Below are 17,531 nucleotides of genomic sequence, written 5' to 3'. Positions count from 1 at the left end.
CGCCACAGTCGGCCGCGACAATTCCCCCGCTTCTCATCCCGCAAAGGAGCAGACCCGTGTCCCCACTCCGACTTGCCTTGACCAGGCTCGCCGCCGTCGCGGCGGTTGCCGTGCTGAGTGCCTGCGGTTCCGACGACGATGGCGGTGGCGGTGGCAACCCCGGCGCAGGGACACCGGAGGCGGTCGCGCCGGGCACCCGCACCACGCTGGCGCTGCTGGAAACCGCCGACCTGCACAGCAACGTGCGCAGCTACGACTATTTCAAGCTGGCGGAAGACCAGACCATGGGCTTCGAGCGTGTTTCCACGCTGATCAAGCAGGCCCGGGCCGAATTCCCGAACACGCTGCTGCTCGACAACGGCGACACGATCCAGGGCACGGCGCTGGCCGATTACCAGGCCCAGGTCAATCCGCTGAAGTGCGGCGACACGCTGGCGATGTACAAGGTGATGAACGCCGCGAAGTTCGACGGCGCCGGCATCGGCAACCACGAGTTCAACTACGGCCTGCCGTTCCTGAACCAGATCACCGGCAGCCGTTTCGATCTCGACGGCATGCCGGAACCCGCCGCCCAGACGCCCTGCGCTGGCCCGACCTTTCCGCAGGTGCTGGCCAACGTCCACAGCGTCAAGTCGAAGGCGCCGCTGTTCCAGCCCTATACGATCATCACGAAGACGCTCGCCGCCACGGCCCCCGGCGGCAAGGCGGTGACCGTGCCGATCAAGGTCGGCATCATCGGCTTTGCGCCGCCGGCGATCATGACCTGGGACAAGCGCTGGCTCGACGGCAAGGTCTATACCGTCGGCGCCAGGGGAGGCCGCCGAGCAGTACATCCCGGAAATGCGCGCCAAGGGCGCCGATCTGGTGGTGGTGATTTCGCACGGCGGCCTGGACGCCTCGGCCTACTCGCCGACGATGGAGAACGCCAGCTGGCACCTGTCGAAGGTCGCGGGCGTCGACGCCATGCTGATCGGGCATTCGCACCAGATCTTCCCCCGATACCAACAGCACCGCGGCCCAGTTCAATGCGCCGGGTGTCGACAAGGCCAAGGGCCTGGTCAACGGCGTGCCGACGGTGATGGCCAATTACTGGGGCAAGCACCTGGGCGTGATCAAGCTGGAGCTGGCCCATGACGGCAAGCGCTGGACGGTGGACAAGAGCGCGACCACGGTGCAGGCCCGCTCGATCCAGAAAGCCGACAAGACCTATGTCGAGGCCGACCCCGAGGTTGCCGCCGCGATCGAAGCCGAGCACCAGGCCACGATCGCCTACGTCAAGACGCCGATCGGCACCACCGATTACCGCATGAGCAGCTATTTCGCGGAAGTGGGCGACCCCGGTGCCATCCAGATCGTCAATCAGGCGCAGGCGGCCTACGTGAAGGACTATATCGCCGCGAATATGCCCGAACTGGCATCGCTGCCCGTGCTGTCGGTGTCGGCGCCGTTCAAGAGCGGCTTCGGCGGGGGCAGCGACTACACCGACGTGCAGGCCGGCAATGTCGCCATCAATAACGCCGCCGATCTCTACCTGTATCCGAACACGGTGCATGCGGTGAAGGTGAACGGCGACGAGGTCAAGGCGTGGCTGGAAACCGCCGCGCGGCGCTTCAACCAGATCAGCACCACGGCGACCACCGAGCAGCGGCTGATCAGCAGCTTCCCGGGCTACAACTTCGACATGTTCACCACCCCGGACCTGCGCTACGAGATCGACGTGACGCAGCCGGTCGGCAGCCGCATCCGCAATCTGACCTACCTCGGCGCGCCGGTCACCGCGAGCCAGCAGTTCATCGTCGCCACCAACAACTACCGCGCCAGCGGCGGCGGCAACTTTCCGGGGCTCGACGGCAGCAAGACGGTCTATGCCTCGCCCGATGCGAACCGCGACGTGCTGATCTCCTATATCAAGGCCATCGGCTCGATCACCCGTGCGGCCAACGGTTCGGCGCGCAGCTGGCGCTTCACCAAGGTCGCGACGGCCGGCAAGGTGGTGTTCAGCTCGGCGCCGGGCCAGTTGCCACAGGCACAGGCGGCGGGGCTGACCAATATCACGCTGGAGAGCGCCGACGATGGCTCCGGCAAGAACCTGTCGAAATATGCGATCGACCTCAACAGCTGAAGACCGCACGGCCCGGAAGCCGTTCATCCGCAGGCGCGCGCCGGTGGCCGCCGTCGTCGTGGCCATGGCGGTATTGCTGGCGGCGGCGTGGGTCGGCGGAGCGGCGGCATGGCGCCATCACGGCGAAGCGCGTCGCATGCAGTTGACCGAATGGCAGACGTTGGCCACCGCGGCCGGGGACCCCACCGCGCTGGCCGCGCTGCGTGTCGCCGCGGAGCGGGGCGAGGCCGCGGCGCAGACCGCGCTGGGAGAGTCGCTGTGGTCGCGCCCCGGTGTGGCCGAGCGCGAACAGGCACGCGCGTGGCTGGCCCGTGCGGCGGCCAACGGCGATGCGCGGGCGCATCTGCTGCTCGGCAAGGCCGCTTTCCTCGGCAGTCCGGTCGGCGAGCAGGGTGCCGCCGCATCGGACAAGGACTACGCGGCGGCATGGCGGCATCTGCGCGCCGCGGCGCAGGCAGGCAACGCCGGCGCGGCCTATTACCTCGGCCTGCTATATCGGGGCGGCTACGGTGCCGAGCCGAACGCCACGCAGGCGGTGCGCTGGTTCCAGGTGGCCGCCGAGGCCGGCGTGCCGCAGGCCATGTTCATGCTGGCCAATGCGTACCGGGACGGCGACGGCGTGGCGCGCGACGCGTCGCAGGCGCTGGCATGGTACGAGGCGGCCGCCGAGCGCGAGCACCCGGAATCGATCCAGGCGCTGGCCATGGCGTACCGGGATGGCGAGCTGGGGCTGGACCGCGACGAGCGCAATTTCCGCTTCCACCTGGTGGAGACGGCGCACGCGCTCAAGCATCCCGCGCTCAAGCCCTAGCGGCCTGTCCACTAGCCGCTGGCCGCCAGCTCCTGGCGCATGGGGCCCGGGGCCTGGCGCCTGGCTCGTAGCTTTAGCTGGAGCCCCTGGCTCCTGGCTCCTGGCTCCAGCTGCAGCGTGGCAGGGCGAATGACCTGTGTCATTCGCCCGATTCCCCCTCCATCGGGCAAGCGCCGGCCAGCGCGCCGCCGGCCCGCAAGCCGTCGCGGGCCTTCTCCGTGCCGATCAGCGCCAGCAGCCCGCAGGCCAGCGTCCCGCGCCATTGCAGGTAGTCGTGGCCGCTGGCGAATTCGGCGTGCGCGACCGGATAGCCCTTGGCGCGCAGCACGTCGCGCATCTCGCGGGTGGTATGGAAGATATCGACCGCGCCGCGCCCCTGCTCGAACCGGCCCGCTTCCAGATAGAAGCGCAGCGGCAGCTTCGGCGCCGCGGCGTACTCGCGTATCAGCCAGCCGGGCTGGGCCGGCGGCGCCGCCGGCGAAGCGCCCGGCGCCCACCAGTAGGAGCCGGACTGGCTCAGTACCAGGCCGAAGCGCTCCGGATGCCGAAGACCCGCATAGGCCGCCGCGATGCCGCCATAGCTCGAGCCCGCGACGACGGTGCTGGCGGAGTCCGTTTTCACGCCACGGGACTGCGCCCACGGCAGCAGCTCCTGCGCGAGGAAGTCAGCGAAGGCGGGATTCGGCGGCAATTGCGTGGCGCGCGCCTGGGCATCGGGGTTGGCGACGATCAGCGCCGCGGTGCGCGGCAGCAGGCCGTCGTGCATCAGGTTGTCGAGGATCGTCGGCGTCGGCACCAGGGTCAGGTAGGCGTGCGCATCGAAGACGACCAGCAGCGCGTCGTTGCCGCCGGACGCCTCGTCGGAACCGGGTCGCGCGGGCGCCGGGTGCCCCGCTTGCGCGGGCGCCGGCCGGTACAGATAGACCTCGCGCGTTTCGCCGAGCAGACGGCTCTCGATCCGGTGGCGCGTGACCGTGCCGGCCGGCACGCCGGCGCGGCGCGCGATCCATGGCTGAGGAGGGGCGGCGGGCAGCTCCAGCACGGACTTCTGCTGGAAGACATCGATCCCGTCCGCCGGAAATGCCCGGCGATTCAGCGGGTCGCGCTGGGCGGTGGCCAGGATCGCCCGCCGTCGCTGCATCGGCTCGGCATCGAGCGCCGGCACATCGGGCGCCAGCTGATAGCTGAGGCGGGTGCTGGCGGGGATGCGGTAGCTGCGATACCAGACGTCGCTGTTGCCGAGGCGGTACAGGTCGTCGTGGTCGCCGGCCGGGCTGCCCAGCAGACGGACGCCGCGCTCGGCGCCGCGCCACAGGAAGGTGGCGAGGACCATCGGGGTTTGGGGATGGGCTGCGGCGGCGCTGCGCCGGCGATGGCCATCGGGCGGTTGATCGCCATCGGAGCGTTCGAAGCGTTCGGAGAGCTCGGACGGTTCGCTTGGTTCGGATGGTTCGGGTAGCGGCTCGATCAGCGGCGTGCCCTCGCGGGCGACGCGTTGCCAGAAGGCCGCGGTATCGCCGCCCCGGGCCAACTCGGCCGCGAGCTGGCGCAGGCGCGGGCTGTCGGGCGCGCTTGCGGCCGATGGTTGCGTGAGGGATCGCGCCGGCGATCGCGTGTGCGCTTGCGCGGACGATTGAGCCGACGATTGAGCCGACGATTGAGCCGACGATTCGGTAGGCGGTTGGGACGACTGCTGCGCGGCCCGCGGCACGACGCGGTCGATGCGCAGCGTCTGCGTGGCAACCGCCGCGTCCTTCGCATCGGCGCCTGGTGCCGAGGGCACGCGGCCGACCGACCCCGGCCGATCGGCGTCGCGGGTATCGACGACGAAGCGATACCAGCCGCCGCCCGGCGCGACGAACAGGAAGCCGCGCGACAGCGTGTTGCTGCCGAGCAGGCGGCGCACGTGCTTGCCGTTGTCGTCGGTCAGGTCCAGCGTGGCCGCCGGCCCGGCCAGCGAACCCTGCACGAAATCGCCGGCCTGCAGGCGCAGGCGGGCGGCGACCGAGCCCGGGCGCCACGGCAGCGTCAACGGCTTGCCGACGGTCAACTCCGCCTCGGTGACAGCGGCAGGGGCGGCAGCCGAAGCGCTGCGGGGCGTGGCCGCCATCGCCGACATCGCCGACATCGCTGACGTGGCCGCCTGCGCGGTCGGGAACGCAGCGGCGATGACAACCGGCATCAGCGCGGTCAGAAGACGATGGCTGGAATGGCTGGAATGGCTGGAATGGCTTGACTGGCTGCGCATCAGAAGTCCACCGTGGTCGACAGCTTGAACAGACGCGGGGCGTTCATCGTCACATAGCCATCGTTGAACGAGCCCGCCCAATAGCTCTTGTCGAGCAGGTTCTCGACGCTCGCATGGAAGGCGGTGCGCCTGCCGGCGATCTTCGTCACGTAGCGCGCGCCGATGTCGTAGCGCGTCCAGCTGTCGATGCGCTGCGTATTGGCCGTATTGACGTACTGCGAGCCGGTATAGGTCGCCCGCCCGGAGACCGTCAGGCCCGGCACCCAGGGCAGATCCCATTCGGCGCCGAGATTGGCGGCCCACTGCGGCGTGCCATAGGCGCTATTGCCGTCCCAGGCGCCGTTGGCGGTGCGCGTCAGCACCGCGCGGGTATAGGCGACCCCGCCCAGCACCCGCACGCCGCGCGCGAGCTCGCCCTGCACGGTCCATTCGACACCGCGGTGGCGGCGTTCGCCGTCGGGGCTGTAGGTATTGGAGACCGCGTCGCGGATCAGGCTCGGCCGCGTAATCTGGAACACGCTCAGCGTATTGGTCAGCCTGCCGGTGTCCCATTTGACGCCGGCCTCCATCTGCTTCGTCTTGTACGGCGCGAAGACCTGCTGGTAGTTGGCGGCCGTCACGTCGGTCACCGTGTCGCCCTGACTCAGCCCCTCGATGTAGTTGCCGTACAGGGACAGCGACGGGCCCCAGGGCTTGAACACCAGGCCGACCGAAGGCGTCACCGCGTCCTGGTCGTAGTCCGCGGTACGCGCGCCCGTGGTGGCATTGAAGCTTTCGGCCTGCACGCGCTGATGGCGCAGGCCCAGCGTCAGCAGCACGCGGTCGTCGGCGAACGCCATCGTGTCGGCCAGCGCGATGCTGGTCAGCGTGGTATCGCTGGTCTTGGGCGCGGCACCCGGGTCGCGCGCGAGAACCGGCGGCACGGGGTCGTAGATGTTCGAGGTATACGCGCGGCTCGCCACATTGATCGTGCCGGTGCGCATCGTCAGCGCGGTATAGCCGAGCACCAGCCGGTGCTCGACCGGGCCGGTCCTGACCTTGCCGCGCAGGCCGGCCTCGGCCGACACCGAGTCGGTGAAGCCGCGCTGATGGTAGGTGTAGCCGGTGTAGTCGCCGTTCGGCCGGATGCCGTTGGCGCGCGTGCCGTTGATGAAGCCGGAATAGCGGTAGTTCAGCGCGCCGATGCCGGCGTACGCGGTCCAGTCGTCATTCAGGTCGAACTCGCCGCGCGCGACCGCGGCCTGGTTCTTCAGCTTGCCGAAGGTGCCCGGCAGGATATTGGTGCCGGCCTTGGGCGGCTCGGGTACCACCGGCGTGGCGAACGACGCCATCCAGGCGCTGCCGTTGCGCACGTCTTCCTCGTTGGCGTAGGCATCGAGCGTCAGCCTCAGCCGCTCGCCGGTGTAATCAAGCGCCAGCGCACCCAGCGCGCGGCGCTTGGACTGGCCGTCGAGCCCGGTGCGGCCATTGTCGTAGGCGCCGTTGAAGCGCACGCCGAATTCCTTGCCGTTGCCGAAGCGCCGTCCCAGGTCGATGGCCGCGCCGCCGTTGCCTGCCGACAGATAGCTGGCGGTCAGCCGGGTCAGCGGCGTGGCCGCCGCGCGCTTGGGCACCAGGTTGATCACGCCGCCGATCGCGCCGCTGGGCGCCATGCCGGTCAGCAGGGCGCTGGGGCCGCGCAGCACCTCGACGCGCTCGACGAATTCGGTCGGTGCATGGCCGAACGGCGCCAGGCCGTACATGCCGTTCAGCGCGAGATCGTTCGAGCCGATCTCGAAGCCGCGCACCGTGTAGTTCTCGTAGATATGGCCCGACGAGGTGGTAAAGCGCACGGTCGGATCGTTGGCGAGCACGTCGGCGACGGTCTTCGCCTGCTGGTCCTCGATGGTCTGCGCGGTATAGGCAGTGTTGCTCCAGGGCGCGTCCATCGCCTCGGTATTGCCCAGCATGCCCAGGCGCGCGCCACGCGCCACCTGGCCGCCCGCGTAGGCGGCCGGCAGGTCTTCCGCACCGGTGCGCGTCGCGGCGACGGTGACCGCGGGCAGCATCACGCCGGTCTCGCTGCCGAGGTTGGCGTCGGCATTGACGGCCGGCTTGCGTACCGCGTAGCCGCCGTCGATCGCCACCGCATCGAGCCCGCTGCCACGCAGCAGCGTCGCCAGCCCGTCGGCGGGACCGTAGCGTCCCTGCAGGCCCGCGGTGCTGCGGCCGGCGACGTCGGCGGCGTCGAAGGACACCATCACGCCGGCCTCGACGCCGAAGCGCGTCAACGCCGGCTGCAGGGCCCCGGCCGGAATGGCATAGGTCCTGGCGGCCGCGGCGGTCGCCTGCTGAGCGTGGGCGGGCGCCATCGATGCCGCGCCGGCCGACAGGACCGCCAGGGCGTGCGCCACGGCGATGGCCAGTTGACGGCCCCGCCAACGCGGGAGAGCGGGGTGGCGCGAAGCGGTGCCCGGCACCGTGGCGCGGTGGGAAAAATCAGGACCCATCGAGGAATTTCCTTGTCGCATGAGGGCTTGGAGAGAGAGGGTTCATCTCGTAGGCCACGCGAAACCGGAAAACCCCTCACATGCCGGCAAAAAAAGTTCGTGCGGGTGTCGCGATCAGCCCGTCCGGGCCCGCACGCCGGCCAGATAGCGGGTGAGCCGCCAGACCTCGACCGGCAGCAGTTGGGGCAGGGCGTCGAGCACGCGCTCGGTGTCGTCCAGCGGATAGACGCCGGAGATCCGCAGCGCCGCGACCTCGGCCGCGCAATGCAGATGTCCCGGCCGATGCCGGCTCAGGCGCTGCAGAAACTCGTCGAGCCGCATGTCCGCCGCGACCAGCATGCCGTGCCGCCACGCGGTATCGGCGGCATCGGACGGTTCGATCGTCTGGACGGCATCGCGGTCGAACATCGCGCGCTGGCCGGCCTGCACGATCCGGACGGTGGGGAAGGGCGCGTCGCCCGGCACGATGCCGTCGGGATGGCCTGGGCGGATCTCCACCGCGCCCTGCTGCACGCCGAGCCAGCTGCGGTCGGCGTCCTGCCGGATGGTGAATTCGGTGCCCAGCGCACGCAGCAGGCCGTGCGCGGTCTGCACGCGGAATGGCCGGCCATGTCCGTTTGGCATGGCCCCATCCGGAGCGGTCGCCACCGCAATCTCGCCCGACAGCAGCACCAGCCGGCGCTCGGCGGCGCCGAAGCGGACCGCGACCTCGGTGTCGGCATTCATTTCCAGCGCGCTGCCATCGGGCAGCGTCAGGCTGCGCCGTTTGCCCGCGGCCCGGTAGATGCCGCGCGCTTGCTGATCGCCGCCGCGTGTCGCCCACTGCCAGCCTCCCGCGGCCACCACGGCGGTGCCGAGCAAAGCCAATGCACGCCGCCGGCCGGGGCGCTGTCGTGGCGAGGATGGCGCCGAGGATGGCATCGACAGCGCGGCCGCCGCCGCCGCGCGGGGCAGCGCGGCCAGGCGTTGGCCTAATCCCTGCAGCTGCTGCCAGGCCCGTTCGTGGTCGGGATGTTCGGCACGCCAGCGCGCGCAGGCCAGCCGCTGCGCGTCGCTGGCGTCCGGGCCCATCAGCGCGATATGCCATTCGGTCGCGCGCATCGTCACCGCTTCGTCGAGCGGTGCGGTGGCATTCGTATTCGGCGCGCGCGTGGACCTTGCTGGACTTCCGGGCTGTGGGGGCGAGCGTGTGTCGTCTGCCATGCGTTCAGCGCATCCGTTCAGCCCGCCTGCGCGGCGTCGGCCGCGAAGCAGCACTGATGCATCGCCTTGACCAGATAGCGCTGCACCGTCGCGATCGAGACCGACAACTGCGTCGCGATCTCGGCCTGCGGCATGCCGTCGAGCTGGGACAGCAGAAAGGCGCGGCGCACCGGGGCCGGCAGGCCGTCGAGGCGCCGATCGATCTCGACCAGCAACTCGATCGCCAGCGCGCGCGTCTCCGGGTCCGGCGCCTGTGCTTCGGGCAGGGCGGCAAGCGCCGCCAGATAGGCGTCCTCGATCTGCTGGCGGCGGTAGAAATTGGCCACCAGCCCGTGGGCCACCGTCGCCAGCAGCGCGCGCGGCTCCCGCGCGGCGATGGGCGCGTCGCGGGCCAGCAGCCGCAGGAAGGTGTCGTGCGCCAGGTCCGCGGCATCGGCCGCGCTGCCCATGCGCCGCCGCAGCCAGCCCTTGAGCCAGCCATGGTGGTCGCAATAGAGCGACTGGACTTCCCGGTTCAGTTGCTGGTTGGGCTCCAGATGGAGCGCAGGCTCGGCGGCGGACATGGCAAGACGGGCCGACAAGAATCGGCGAGGGTGTGGTCGGATTGGGGCGGGCCCGCGGTCATTCGCGAGGGGGCGGCCGTGCCGCCTGGCGCAGCCGATGGTGCGCTCCGCGGCACGCAAGGGCGGGATTCTATCGCTAAATGATAATTATTCGCAATATAGGGGCATGCTATGAACGTCCGGCGGAGGGCCCCGTCTTGCCCTTGAGCAGTACCCGCGAGAGCGCCAGGATGTTCGCCTCCGCGGCGTCCTTGCGCCAGATCAGCCGCGTCACCATGCGGCCGGATTTGGCGGGCAAGGGATGCAGGCTGAGGCGGGCCCGCTCGCTGTAGATGCCGACGATGCTGCGCGGCACCAGCGCGACGCCCATGCCGACCGCCACGCAGCCGAGAATCAGATGGTAGGAGCCGACCTCGACGACGCGCCGCGGCGCGGTGCGCGAGCGCGCAAACCAGTCCTCCAGGCAGCGGCGATGCGGACAGCCGCGCGGAAAGGCCAGGATCGTCTTGGAGGGAATGTCCTTCGGCGACGCGATCGGGGGGATGGTCGGCATTGGCGACGATGACCAGTTCCTCCTCGTAGATCGGCATCGCATGCAGGCGCTTGTCCGCCCCCCGGATCGGTGGTCAGCGCCGCATCGAGGGTGCCATCGATGACCCGTTCGGCGAGCTCTGCCGGGTCGCCGGAGGACAGCTCCAGGGCGACGTCCGGATACATCTCGTGGAACAGGCCCAGCGGTTGCGGCAGGCGGACCGCTGCCGTGCTTTCCATCGCGCCGAGCCGCAGCGTGCCGCTGGGCCGGTCGTTGCGGGTGGCCTCGGCCGCCTCGTCGGCCAGATCGAGCAGCCGTTCCGCATAGTCCATCAGCACCTTGCCGGCCGGCGACAGTTGCAGCTTGCGGCCGTCACGATGGAACAGCGTGACGCCGAGCTTCTCTTCCAGCTGCTGGATGCGCACCGTGATGCTCGACTGCGCGCGATGCAGCGATTCGGCGGCCTTGTTGATGCCGCCCGCCTGCACGACCGCGGCGAAGGTCTTCAGGTCCGACAATTCCAGCATATCGATTTCTCCGAATGATCGGTTCGGGACAATTCATTTTACGCGATGGATCGGCGGCCCTACAGTGGGGATGAAGAGACCTTGCATCCGGCGCTGCACCGCGCCGTGCGCACGGCTGCCGCAAGCGCTCCCCCACCTATCGACGAGGCTGACGTACATGACCCTATCGTGTCCCGGATTTCCCAACGGCATGGCAGCAGCGGCGGCCGGCGTTTCCGCCAACGTCGTGTTTGGCGCGTCGTCGCTGTATTGGCGGCTGCTGGCCGGCATCGCGCCGACGACGCTGGTCGGCTACCGCATCCTGATTTCGCTGACGACGCTGCTGGCCATCCTCTGGCTGACCGGGCGCTTGCGGGCATTGCGCAGCAAGCTGGGGCCGCGCGTGCTGGCCCTGCATGTCGCGGCCTCGTGCCTGGTGGTGGTGAACTGGGCCGTCTTCATCTGCCACGGCCATGTCGTCGAAACGGGCCTGGGCTATCTGACGGCGCCGTGCATTTCGATCGCGGCCGGCGTGATCGTGTTTCGCGAGAAGGTCGACAAGGTCGTCGCCGCGGCACTACTGGTGATCGCGGCCGCGATCGCGCTGCTGCTGTTGCGCAGCGGCGAACTGCAGCACTGGCTCTATCTGACGGCCGCGATCAGCTGGGGCGGTTATGCCTGCCTGAAGAGGTTTACGCCGCTGGATGCGGTCAGCGGCCTGCTGATGGAGACGGTGTTCCTGTCGATCGGCTGCGGCCTGGCGCTGATGTTCTCCGACATGACGCTGGCCTTGCCGGCAGGCATGTCCACGCTGCACCTCGCTGCGCTGGCCATGGCCGGGCTGGTCTCCGCGATCCCGCTGATGCTGTTCTCGTATGCGGCCAACCATCTGTCGCTGTCGATGAACGGCCTGCTGCAGTTCGTGTTGCCGACCACCCAGTTCATCGTCGCCACGTTCGTCTACCGGCAGCCGGTGTCGGCCAATACGGTGATCGCGCTCTCGCTGATCTGGCTGGCGCTGATGGCCATCGTGGCCCGGCCACTGCTGCTGCCACGCTGCCCCGCGAGCGCGGGGCGGCCTTGACGATGCGCTGCTTCTGATTGGGCCGCTGCTGATTGCGCTACTTCTGGTACGCCGGGACGACGAACCCCGCAAAACGCTGCTGCGTCACGGCCTTGAACGAGGCCGAACGGTAGGCGTTGCGGATATCGGCCACAAAGGGCTTGTTCAGGTCGCTGGTTTTGACGGCGACGAGGTTCATGTAGTAGTCGGGAATCTTCTCCAGCGCCAGCGCCGAGGTCAGCTTCAGGCCCGATGCCAGCGCGAAATTGCCATTGACGAAGGCATAGTCGACGTCGTCGAGCGAGCGGGGCAGCTGGGCCGCTTCGAGCTGCACCAGCTTGAGCTTGTGCGGATTGCCCGCAATGTCGCGCTCGGAGGCGCGGATCGGGTCCGAACCGGGCTTGAGCGTGACCCAGCCGATCTGCTGCAGGATCGCGATGGCGCGTGCCAGATTGGTCGGGTCGTTCGGCAGCGACACGGTGGCGCCCGGCTTCACGTCGCTCAGTGCCTTGTGCTTGCGGCTGTAGATGCCGATCGGCGCGGTCGGTACCTGCACCACCTCCGATAACTGCAGCTTGCGATCAGCCGAGAACGTCTTCAGGTAGACCGCATGCTGGAAGGCGTTGGCATCGAGCGCGCCATCGGCCAGCGCCAGGTTCGGCTGCACGTAGTCGCTGAACTCGACGATCGTCACCTTGTAGCCTTGCCCTTCCAGGATCGGCTTGATGCCATGGCGGATCTGGTCGGCATAGGGGCCGGCGGTTGCACCGAAGCGGATTTCCTTCTTGTCAGGGTCCGCCGCGCTGGCGGACTGCATGGCGCCAAAGGCCAGCAGCAGGGTGGCCAGTATCCGGACTCGGCTTGCGACTCGCATCGATTTCTCCCGTTGGTTCTCGATTCTGTTCTGGAACGGCGCGGCGGCGCCGGCAAACATGCCGGCCCATTGTAGGGACGGGAAAGACGGGAGCGAAGCTGCAAATTGGCATGCGCATATGCGGCGAGCGCATATGCGCAACGAACGGAATGCGTCCGGCGGTGGGCGATCTATCGCGCCATCACCTTGTACGGCGTCATCGGCGTCGTCCGCAGGCGGCGTCCGGTGGCATGGAAGATCGCGTTGCTGATCGCGGCCGCGACGCCGACGATGCCGATCTCGCCGACGCCCTTGGCGCCGATGCGGCTGACGATGCGGTCGTCCTCCTCGATGAAGACGACGTCGATGTCGCGGATGTCGGCGTTGGCGGCCACGTGGTACTCGGCGATGTCATGGTTCATGAAGCGGCCCAGCGCATGATCGGCATGGGTTTCCTCGTGCAGCGCCTGGCTGATGCCCCAGACCACGCCGCCGATCACCTGGCTGCGGGCGGTCAGCGGATTGACGATGCGGCCGGCGGCCACCGCGCTGACCACGCGCATGACGCGCACCAGGCCCAGCGCCTCGTCGACTCGCACCTCGCAGAACACGGCCGAATGCACTGCGCGCACGGTCTTCTTCTGCTCGGCCAGGTTCGGCAGCAGCAGGTAGCGCACGCCGAGCTGCGCCTTGCCGTGGGCCGACAGCAGTTCGGTCAGCGGCATGGCGACGGCGGGATCGGCGCGCAGGCAGATCATTCCGTCGCGAAACGCCACCTGTTCGAAGCTGCAGCCCTGGAAGCGGCCGTTGCGCTGGCCCCGCGCCAGGCGCCAGAGCTGCCGTTGCAGGCGTTCGCAGGCGCCATCGACCGCCGAGCCGACGGTCGCCACGTGCGAGGAGCCGCCCTCGATCGGCGCGAACGGCAATTCCGAATCGCCCAGGCGGAACACCACGCGCTCCAGCGGCAGGCCCATCGCCGAGGCGGCGATCTGCGTCATGGCGGTATAGGTGCCGGTGCCGATGTCGCTGGCCGCGCTGGCGACCTCCAGCGTGCCGTCCGCATGCAGCGTGGCGCTGGCGCGCGCGGCCATCTGCATCGCGTCCCAGGTGCCGGTGGCCATGCCCCAGCCGACCCATTCATGGCCGTCGCGCATCGAGCGCGGCTGCGGTGGGCGCTTGTCCCAGCCGAAGCGCCGCGCCCCTTCCTCGTAGCATTCGCGCAGCGACTTGGTCGAGAAGGGCAGGCCCTTGTTGCCGTCGCGCTCGGCGTAGTTGGCGAGCCGCAGCGCCAGCGGATCCATGCCGACGGCGTACGACAGCTCGTCCATCGCCACTTCCAGCGCATGCACGCCGTGGGCCGCGCCCGGTGCGCGCATGTCCATCGGCGTGTAGTGGTCCAGGTCGACCAGCCGATATTCCAGGCGGACGTTCTCGCTGGCGTAGAGCTGCCCGGACCAGTTCGCGACCACCTCGACGTAGTCCTCGTGCCGGGACGTCTCCGCCGCGACCTCGTGGATCACGGCCTTCAGCCGGCCGTCGGTGTCGGCGGCGAGCCGGACGCGTTGCCACGTTTCGGGGCGATGGCCGAAGGTGAACATCTGCTGGCGCGTCAGCACCACGCGCACCGAGCGCTGCAGCTTCAGCGCCGCCATCACCGCCACCAGCAGCTGGTACTGCGGCCGCAGGCCCGAGCCGAAGGCGCCGCCGACGAACTGATTGCGCACCACCACCTTGCGCTTGGGCAGGCCGAACACGCGCGAGACCATCCACCGGCAGTTCTGCGAGCCCTGGGTCTTGTCGTGGATCAGCAGGTGGCCGCGGCTGTCGCGGATCACGGTGCTGGCGTGCATCTCCATCGGGTTGTGGTGCTCGACGCCGGCGTAGTACTCGGCATCGATCTTGATCGGCGCGGCGTCGAAGGCCGCGTCGGCGTCGCCCTTGGGCTTCGGCGTGGGCGAATAGCCGGCCTTCAGCGACGAGGGCTCATGGCTGTGCTGCAGGTTCGCCAGCAGGTTGGTTTCGTGCGGCGCGGCCTCGTATTCGACCTGCACCAGCATCGCGGCATAGCGCGCCAGCTCGAAGGTTTGCGCCAATACCAGCGCGACCGGCTGGCCGCTGTAGTGGATCTCGTCGTCATACAGCGGCCGGAACGGCGAGCCGGCCGGCGCGGTCATGTCCTTGTAGAAGAGCCGCAGCGAACGGACCTTCGGACGGTTCTCGTGCGTGATCACGTCGAGCACGCCAGGCACCGCCAACGCGCGGCTGGCGTCGATCGACACGATGCGCCCGCGCGCGATGGTGCTGTTGACCACCACGCCATAGGCCAGGTCCGGCGCCGGATGTTCGGCCGCATAGCGCGCGTGGCCGGTCACCTTGGCGACGCCGTCGATGCGGGGCGTCGGCGTGCCGATCCCGGACTGGCCGGAGCCGGGCGCCGCCATCGGCTGCTGATTCTCGTCGATCGGTTCGAGCACGGTCTTGGTCATGCCAGCGTCTCCTCGCGGTAGGCGTCCTGGCCGGTGTTGGTCAGGATGCCGGCTGCCGCCATTTCCAGGGCGCGCACGATGGCACGCTCGGCCAGTGGGATCTTGAAGGCGTTGTTGGGGCCGCCTTCGGGCAACCCGTCCGGCAGGCTTTCCGCCAAGCCTTCCGTCACGCCAGCCGGCCAGCTTTCCGGCAGAGCGGGACCGCCCCAGGCACGCGCTTCGCGCAGGATGAAGCGGGCCGCCTCGGCGAAGGCTTCGGCGTCCGCCGGCTTGCCGACCAGCAAGCCCTCGGCCTCGGTGTCCCGCCAGGGCTTGTGGGCGACGCCGCCGAGCGCGAGCCGGGCCGCGCGGATGCGGCCGTCGGGACCGAGATCGAGGGCCGCCGCCACCGACACCAGCGCGAACGCGTACGATGCCCGCTCGCGCACCTTCAGATAGCAGCTGTGGCCCGCAAAGGCCTGTGCCGGCGGCAGCGACAGGTGCGTGATGATTTCGTCGGGCGCCAGCGTGGTATCGACATCCGGCCGGTCGCCGGGCAGCCGATGGAATTCGCCGAAGGGAATCTCGCGGGTGCCGTTGACCGATTCGACGTGGACGGTCGCGTCCAGCGCGGCCAGCGCGACGCACATGTCGGACGGATGGGTGGCGATGCAATGCTCGCTGGCGCCGAGAATCGCGTGCTGGCGGGCCAGCCCCGTCGCGGCGGGACAGCCGGTGCCCGGCGCGCGCTTGTTGCACGGCACGCCGGCATCGTAGAAGTAGTAGCAGCGCGTGCGCTGCAGCAGGTTGCCGCCGTTGGTCGCCATATTGCGGATCTGCGGCGAGGCCCCGGCCAGGATGGCGGCGCGCAGCAGCGGATAGCGCTCGCGCACCAGCGGATGCTCCGCGGTGTCGGCATTGCGGGCCATCGCGCCAAGATGCAGGCTGCCGTCGGGCTGTTCCTCGATCTCGGCCAGCGGCAGCAGGCCCAGGTCGACCAGCGCGACGGGGCGCATCACGTCGACCTTCATCAGGTCGACCAGATTGGTGCCGCCCGCCAGGCAGCGTGCGGAGGCGTTGCCCTCTGCGCGCTCGGCGGCTTCATGGATCAGGGCGAGCGCCGCGGGCACGGTGTCGGCGCGTTCGTAGTGGAACGGGTTCATGGCGTCGGCTCCGATGGCGTCGATGACGATGGCGTCGATGGTGCCGCCTCCAATGACGCCGATGACGGGGTTGCGCCGGCCGCCGTGCGGTCGCCTTCGCCTTCGTCTTTGCCTTCGCTTCGCGCCGTGCCGTGCCCGTTCAGCACCACGCGCGACACGGCCTCGACGATCTGCGGATAGGCGCCGCAACGGCACAGGTTGCCGCTCATCCGCTCGCGGATCTCCGGCACGTTGCGGGGAGGCGTTTCGTTCATCAGCCCCGCCGCCGAGCACAGATGGCCCGGCGTGCAATAGCCGCACTGGAAGGCATCGCATTCGATAAACGCCTGCTGCAGCGGATGCAGCCCGCGCGCGTCGCCGGACAGCCGGGCCAGTCCTTCGACGGTCGTGATGTCGGCCTGGTCGTAGGCCACCGCCAGCGCCAGGCAGGCGTTGATGCGGCGCCCGTCCGCAAGAATCGTGCAGGCCCCGCACTGGCCGTGGTCGCAGCCCTTCTTGGTGCCGGTCAGGTCGAGTTGCTCGCGCAGCAGGTCCAGCAGCGTGACCCAGGGCTCGACGTGCAGCGTGTAATCCGCGCCGTTGATGCGCAGGCGTACCGGCAGCCGCGGGGGCAGGGCGCGCGGCGGGTTCGGGTCCGGGGGAGGCGGTGATCGGTTTGGGCTCGGGTGCCAGCATGTCGGTCCTCCGTGTTTCACCATCGGCGCCCCGGCGAATGCGGAGCGCTCTGGGCGGCCACGCAAGGGCTGCGCCAAGGCGGCGGGACCGGCGGCAGGCCGCCGTGCGGGTACGGAATCGGAGGTAAACGTGCGCCGTGCTACATCCGCGACCGGCGTTGGGGCCGGCGCGGGCCCGCTCGAGCCGGTGCGGGCCGGTGCGTATGGGCGCGGCGATGCAATCCTGGCGGGTAGCAGTTGGAAAAAACGGTGGGAAAAAACGGCGATCGTTGCCGGGGGATGCCCGCCCGGTTGGCATTGGCCACACCGGAAGGGGAGCCCGCGGCGAAGTGGCCGGCCCGACGCGACGGCGGGCCGGCCCCCACGCCCATCGGGCCTTACTTGCGCTGCTGAATCCGGATCATGTTGCCGGCCGGATCGCGCACGCCGAGATCGCGCACGCCGTAGGGCTGGTCCGTCGGCTCCTGGACGATCTCGGCGTCGCAGTCCTGCAGCCGCTGGAAGACCGCGTCCAGGTCCTTCGCGCCAAGCAGCAGCATCGCGAAGGTGCCCTTGGCCATCATCTCGGCGATGGTGCGCTTCTCCTCGTCGGTGACACCGGGCGTGGCGTTGGGCGGGTACAGCACGATGGATGTCTCGGGCTTGTCCTTCGGGCCAACGGTGATCCAGCGGTGACCGTTGAAGGCGACATCCTTGCGGACCTCGAAATCCAGCGTGTCGCGATAAAAGGCCAGCGAGGCCTCCGGGTCGGCGTGGGGCAGGAAGGTCGAATGAATGGTGATATCCAAGATCAGTCTCCGTGGTAGGCAATCAGGCGTTTGGCCGCGGTTGTCGCGGCT

General features: G+C 69.3%; 13 protein-coding genes and 1 pseudogene. 3 read left to right on the top strand and 11 right to left on the bottom strand.

Annotated features, from left to right (window positions below):
- The first annotated feature begins 56 nt into the window (after positions 1-56).
- Both OJJOAM_RS23455 and OJJOAM_RS23450 read left to right on the top strand, forming a co-directional pair.
- Positions 57-2,122: pseudogene (locus OJJOAM_RS23455) on the top strand (bifunctional 2',3'-cyclic-nucleotide 2'-phosphodiesterase/3'-nucleotidase).
- A complete protein-coding gene (locus tag OJJOAM_RS23450) occupies positions 2,100-2,933 on the top strand; it encodes a tetratricopeptide repeat protein (protein WP_422650031.1) in 834 nt (277 codons plus the stop codon). The pseudogene OJJOAM_RS23455 and the gene OJJOAM_RS23450 overlap by 23 nt, the downstream one beginning before the upstream one ends.
- Before the next feature lie 139 nt (positions 2,934-3,072).
- On the opposite strand, the gene OJJOAM_RS23445 is transcribed toward OJJOAM_RS23450, so the two are convergent.
- The 6 genes from OJJOAM_RS23445 to OJJOAM_RS23420 form a co-directional block, all read right to left on the bottom strand.
- Positions 3,073-5,115 carry an enterochelin esterase domain-containing protein gene (locus OJJOAM_RS23445; protein ID WP_422650030.1) on the bottom strand — a complete coding sequence of 681 codons (2,043 nt, stop codon included), beginning with the start codon at positions 5,113-5,115 and terminating at the stop codon, positions 3,073-3,075.
- Positions 5,116-5,180: 65 nt separating this feature from the next.
- Positions 5,181-7,574, bottom strand: coding sequence for a TonB-dependent siderophore receptor (locus OJJOAM_RS23440; protein ID WP_422650029.1), 2,394 nt, complete (start codon positions 7,572-7,574; stop codon positions 5,181-5,183).
- Between the two features lie 210 nt (positions 7,575-7,784).
- The gene (locus OJJOAM_RS23435) at positions 7,785-8,771 is read right to left on the bottom strand and encodes a FecR domain-containing protein (protein WP_422650028.1); all 987 of its coding nucleotides are present in this window, start codon (positions 8,769-8,771) and stop codon (positions 7,785-7,787) included.
- 119 nt (positions 8,772-8,890) lie between these two features.
- Positions 8,891-9,436 carry a sigma-70 family RNA polymerase sigma factor gene (locus tag OJJOAM_RS23430; RefSeq protein WP_422650027.1) on the bottom strand — a complete coding sequence of 182 codons (546 nt, stop codon included), beginning with the start codon at positions 9,434-9,436 and terminating at the stop codon, positions 8,891-8,893.
- Between the two features lie 169 nt (positions 9,437-9,605).
- Positions 9,606-9,935, bottom strand: coding sequence for a LysR substrate-binding domain-containing protein (locus OJJOAM_RS23425; RefSeq protein WP_422651042.1), 330 nt, complete (start codon positions 9,933-9,935; stop codon positions 9,606-9,608).
- Complete coding sequence (locus OJJOAM_RS23420) at positions 9,830-10,495, bottom strand: LysR family transcriptional regulator (protein WP_422650026.1); 666 nt, start codon at positions 10,493-10,495, stop codon at positions 9,830-9,832. The genes OJJOAM_RS23425 and OJJOAM_RS23420 overlap by 106 nt, the downstream gene beginning before the upstream one ends.
- A gap of 190 nt (positions 10,496-10,685) precedes the next feature.
- Between OJJOAM_RS23420 and OJJOAM_RS23415 the strand changes: the two genes are divergently transcribed.
- Positions 10,686-11,558 carry an EamA family transporter gene (locus OJJOAM_RS23415; protein ID WP_422650025.1) on the top strand — a complete coding sequence of 291 codons (873 nt, stop codon included), beginning with the start codon at positions 10,686-10,688 and terminating at the stop codon, positions 11,556-11,558.
- 37 nt (positions 11,559-11,595) lie between these two features.
- Here OJJOAM_RS23415 and OJJOAM_RS23410 read toward each other — a convergent pair whose 3' ends face one another.
- The 5 genes from OJJOAM_RS23410 to OJJOAM_RS23390 all read right to left on the bottom strand — a co-directional run bounded on the left by OJJOAM_RS23410 (position 11,596) and on the right by OJJOAM_RS23390 (position 17,480).
- A complete protein-coding gene (locus tag OJJOAM_RS23410; RefSeq protein WP_422651041.1) occupies positions 11,596-12,354 on the bottom strand; it encodes a MetQ/NlpA family ABC transporter substrate-binding protein in 759 nt (252 codons plus the stop codon).
- 227 nt (positions 12,355-12,581) lie between these two features.
- Positions 12,582-14,876, bottom strand: coding sequence for a xanthine dehydrogenase family protein molybdopterin-binding subunit (locus OJJOAM_RS23405; protein WP_422650024.1), 2,295 nt, complete (start codon positions 14,874-14,876; stop codon positions 12,582-12,584).
- Entirely contained in the window at positions 14,873-16,018 is a 1,146-nt protein-coding gene (locus OJJOAM_RS23400) for an FAD binding domain-containing protein (protein WP_422650023.1), read from the bottom strand. The genes OJJOAM_RS23405 and OJJOAM_RS23400 overlap by 4 nt, the downstream gene beginning before the upstream one ends.
- Positions 16,015-16,632, bottom strand: coding sequence for a (2Fe-2S)-binding protein (locus OJJOAM_RS23395; RefSeq protein ID WP_422651040.1), 618 nt, complete (start codon positions 16,630-16,632; stop codon positions 16,015-16,017). The genes OJJOAM_RS23400 and OJJOAM_RS23395 overlap by 4 nt, the downstream gene beginning before the upstream one ends.
- 437 nt (positions 16,633-17,069) lie before the next feature.
- Positions 17,070-17,480 (bottom strand): VOC family protein, encoded by a 411-nt coding sequence (locus OJJOAM_RS23390; protein ID WP_422650022.1) that lies wholly within the window; start codon positions 17,478-17,480, stop codon positions 17,070-17,072.
- Positions 17,481-17,531: the final 51 nt, after the last annotated feature.

Origin of the sequence: Cupriavidus sp. H18C1, from assembly GCF_049311595.1 — a bacterium.
GTDB classification, from domain to species: Bacteria; Pseudomonadota; Gammaproteobacteria; order Burkholderiales; family Burkholderiaceae; genus Cupriavidus; species Cupriavidus cauae.
Note: the sequence above shows the minus strand (reverse complement) of the source record. Positions and strands in the feature narration are given on the sequence as shown.

Coding starts and splice junctions, on each gene's coding strand:
- OJJOAM_RS23420 (WP_422650026.1), bottom strand. CDS start 10,495: ATGCTGGAATTGTCGGACCTGAAGACCTTCGCCGCGGTCGTGCAGGCG.
- OJJOAM_RS23400 (WP_422650023.1), bottom strand. CDS start 16,018: ATGAACCCGTTCCACTACGAACGCGCCGACACCGTGCCCGCGGCGCTC.
- OJJOAM_RS23435 (WP_422650028.1), bottom strand. CDS start 8,771: ATGCGCGCGACCGAATGGCATATCGCGCTGATGGGCCCGGACGCCAGC.
- OJJOAM_RS23430 (WP_422650027.1), bottom strand. CDS start 9,436: ATGTCCGCCGCCGAGCCTGCGCTCCATCTGGAGCCCAACCAGCAACTG.
- OJJOAM_RS23405 (WP_422650024.1), bottom strand. CDS start 14,876: ATGACCAAGACCGTGCTCGAACCGATCGACGAGAATCAGCAGCCGATG.
- OJJOAM_RS23410 (WP_422651041.1), bottom strand. CDS start 12,354: ATGCAGTCCGCCAGCGCGGCGGACCCTGACAAGAAGGAAATCCGCTTC.
- OJJOAM_RS23445 (WP_422650030.1), bottom strand. CDS start 5,115: ATGCCGGTTGTCATCGCCGCTGCGTTCCCGACCGCGCAGGCGGCCACG.
- OJJOAM_RS23415 (WP_422650025.1), top strand. CDS start 10,686: ATGGCAGCAGCGGCGGCCGGCGTTTCCGCCAACGTCGTGTTTGGCGCG.
- OJJOAM_RS23450 (WP_422650031.1), top strand. CDS start 2,100: ATGCGATCGACCTCAACAGCTGAAGACCGCACGGCCCGGAAGCCGTTC.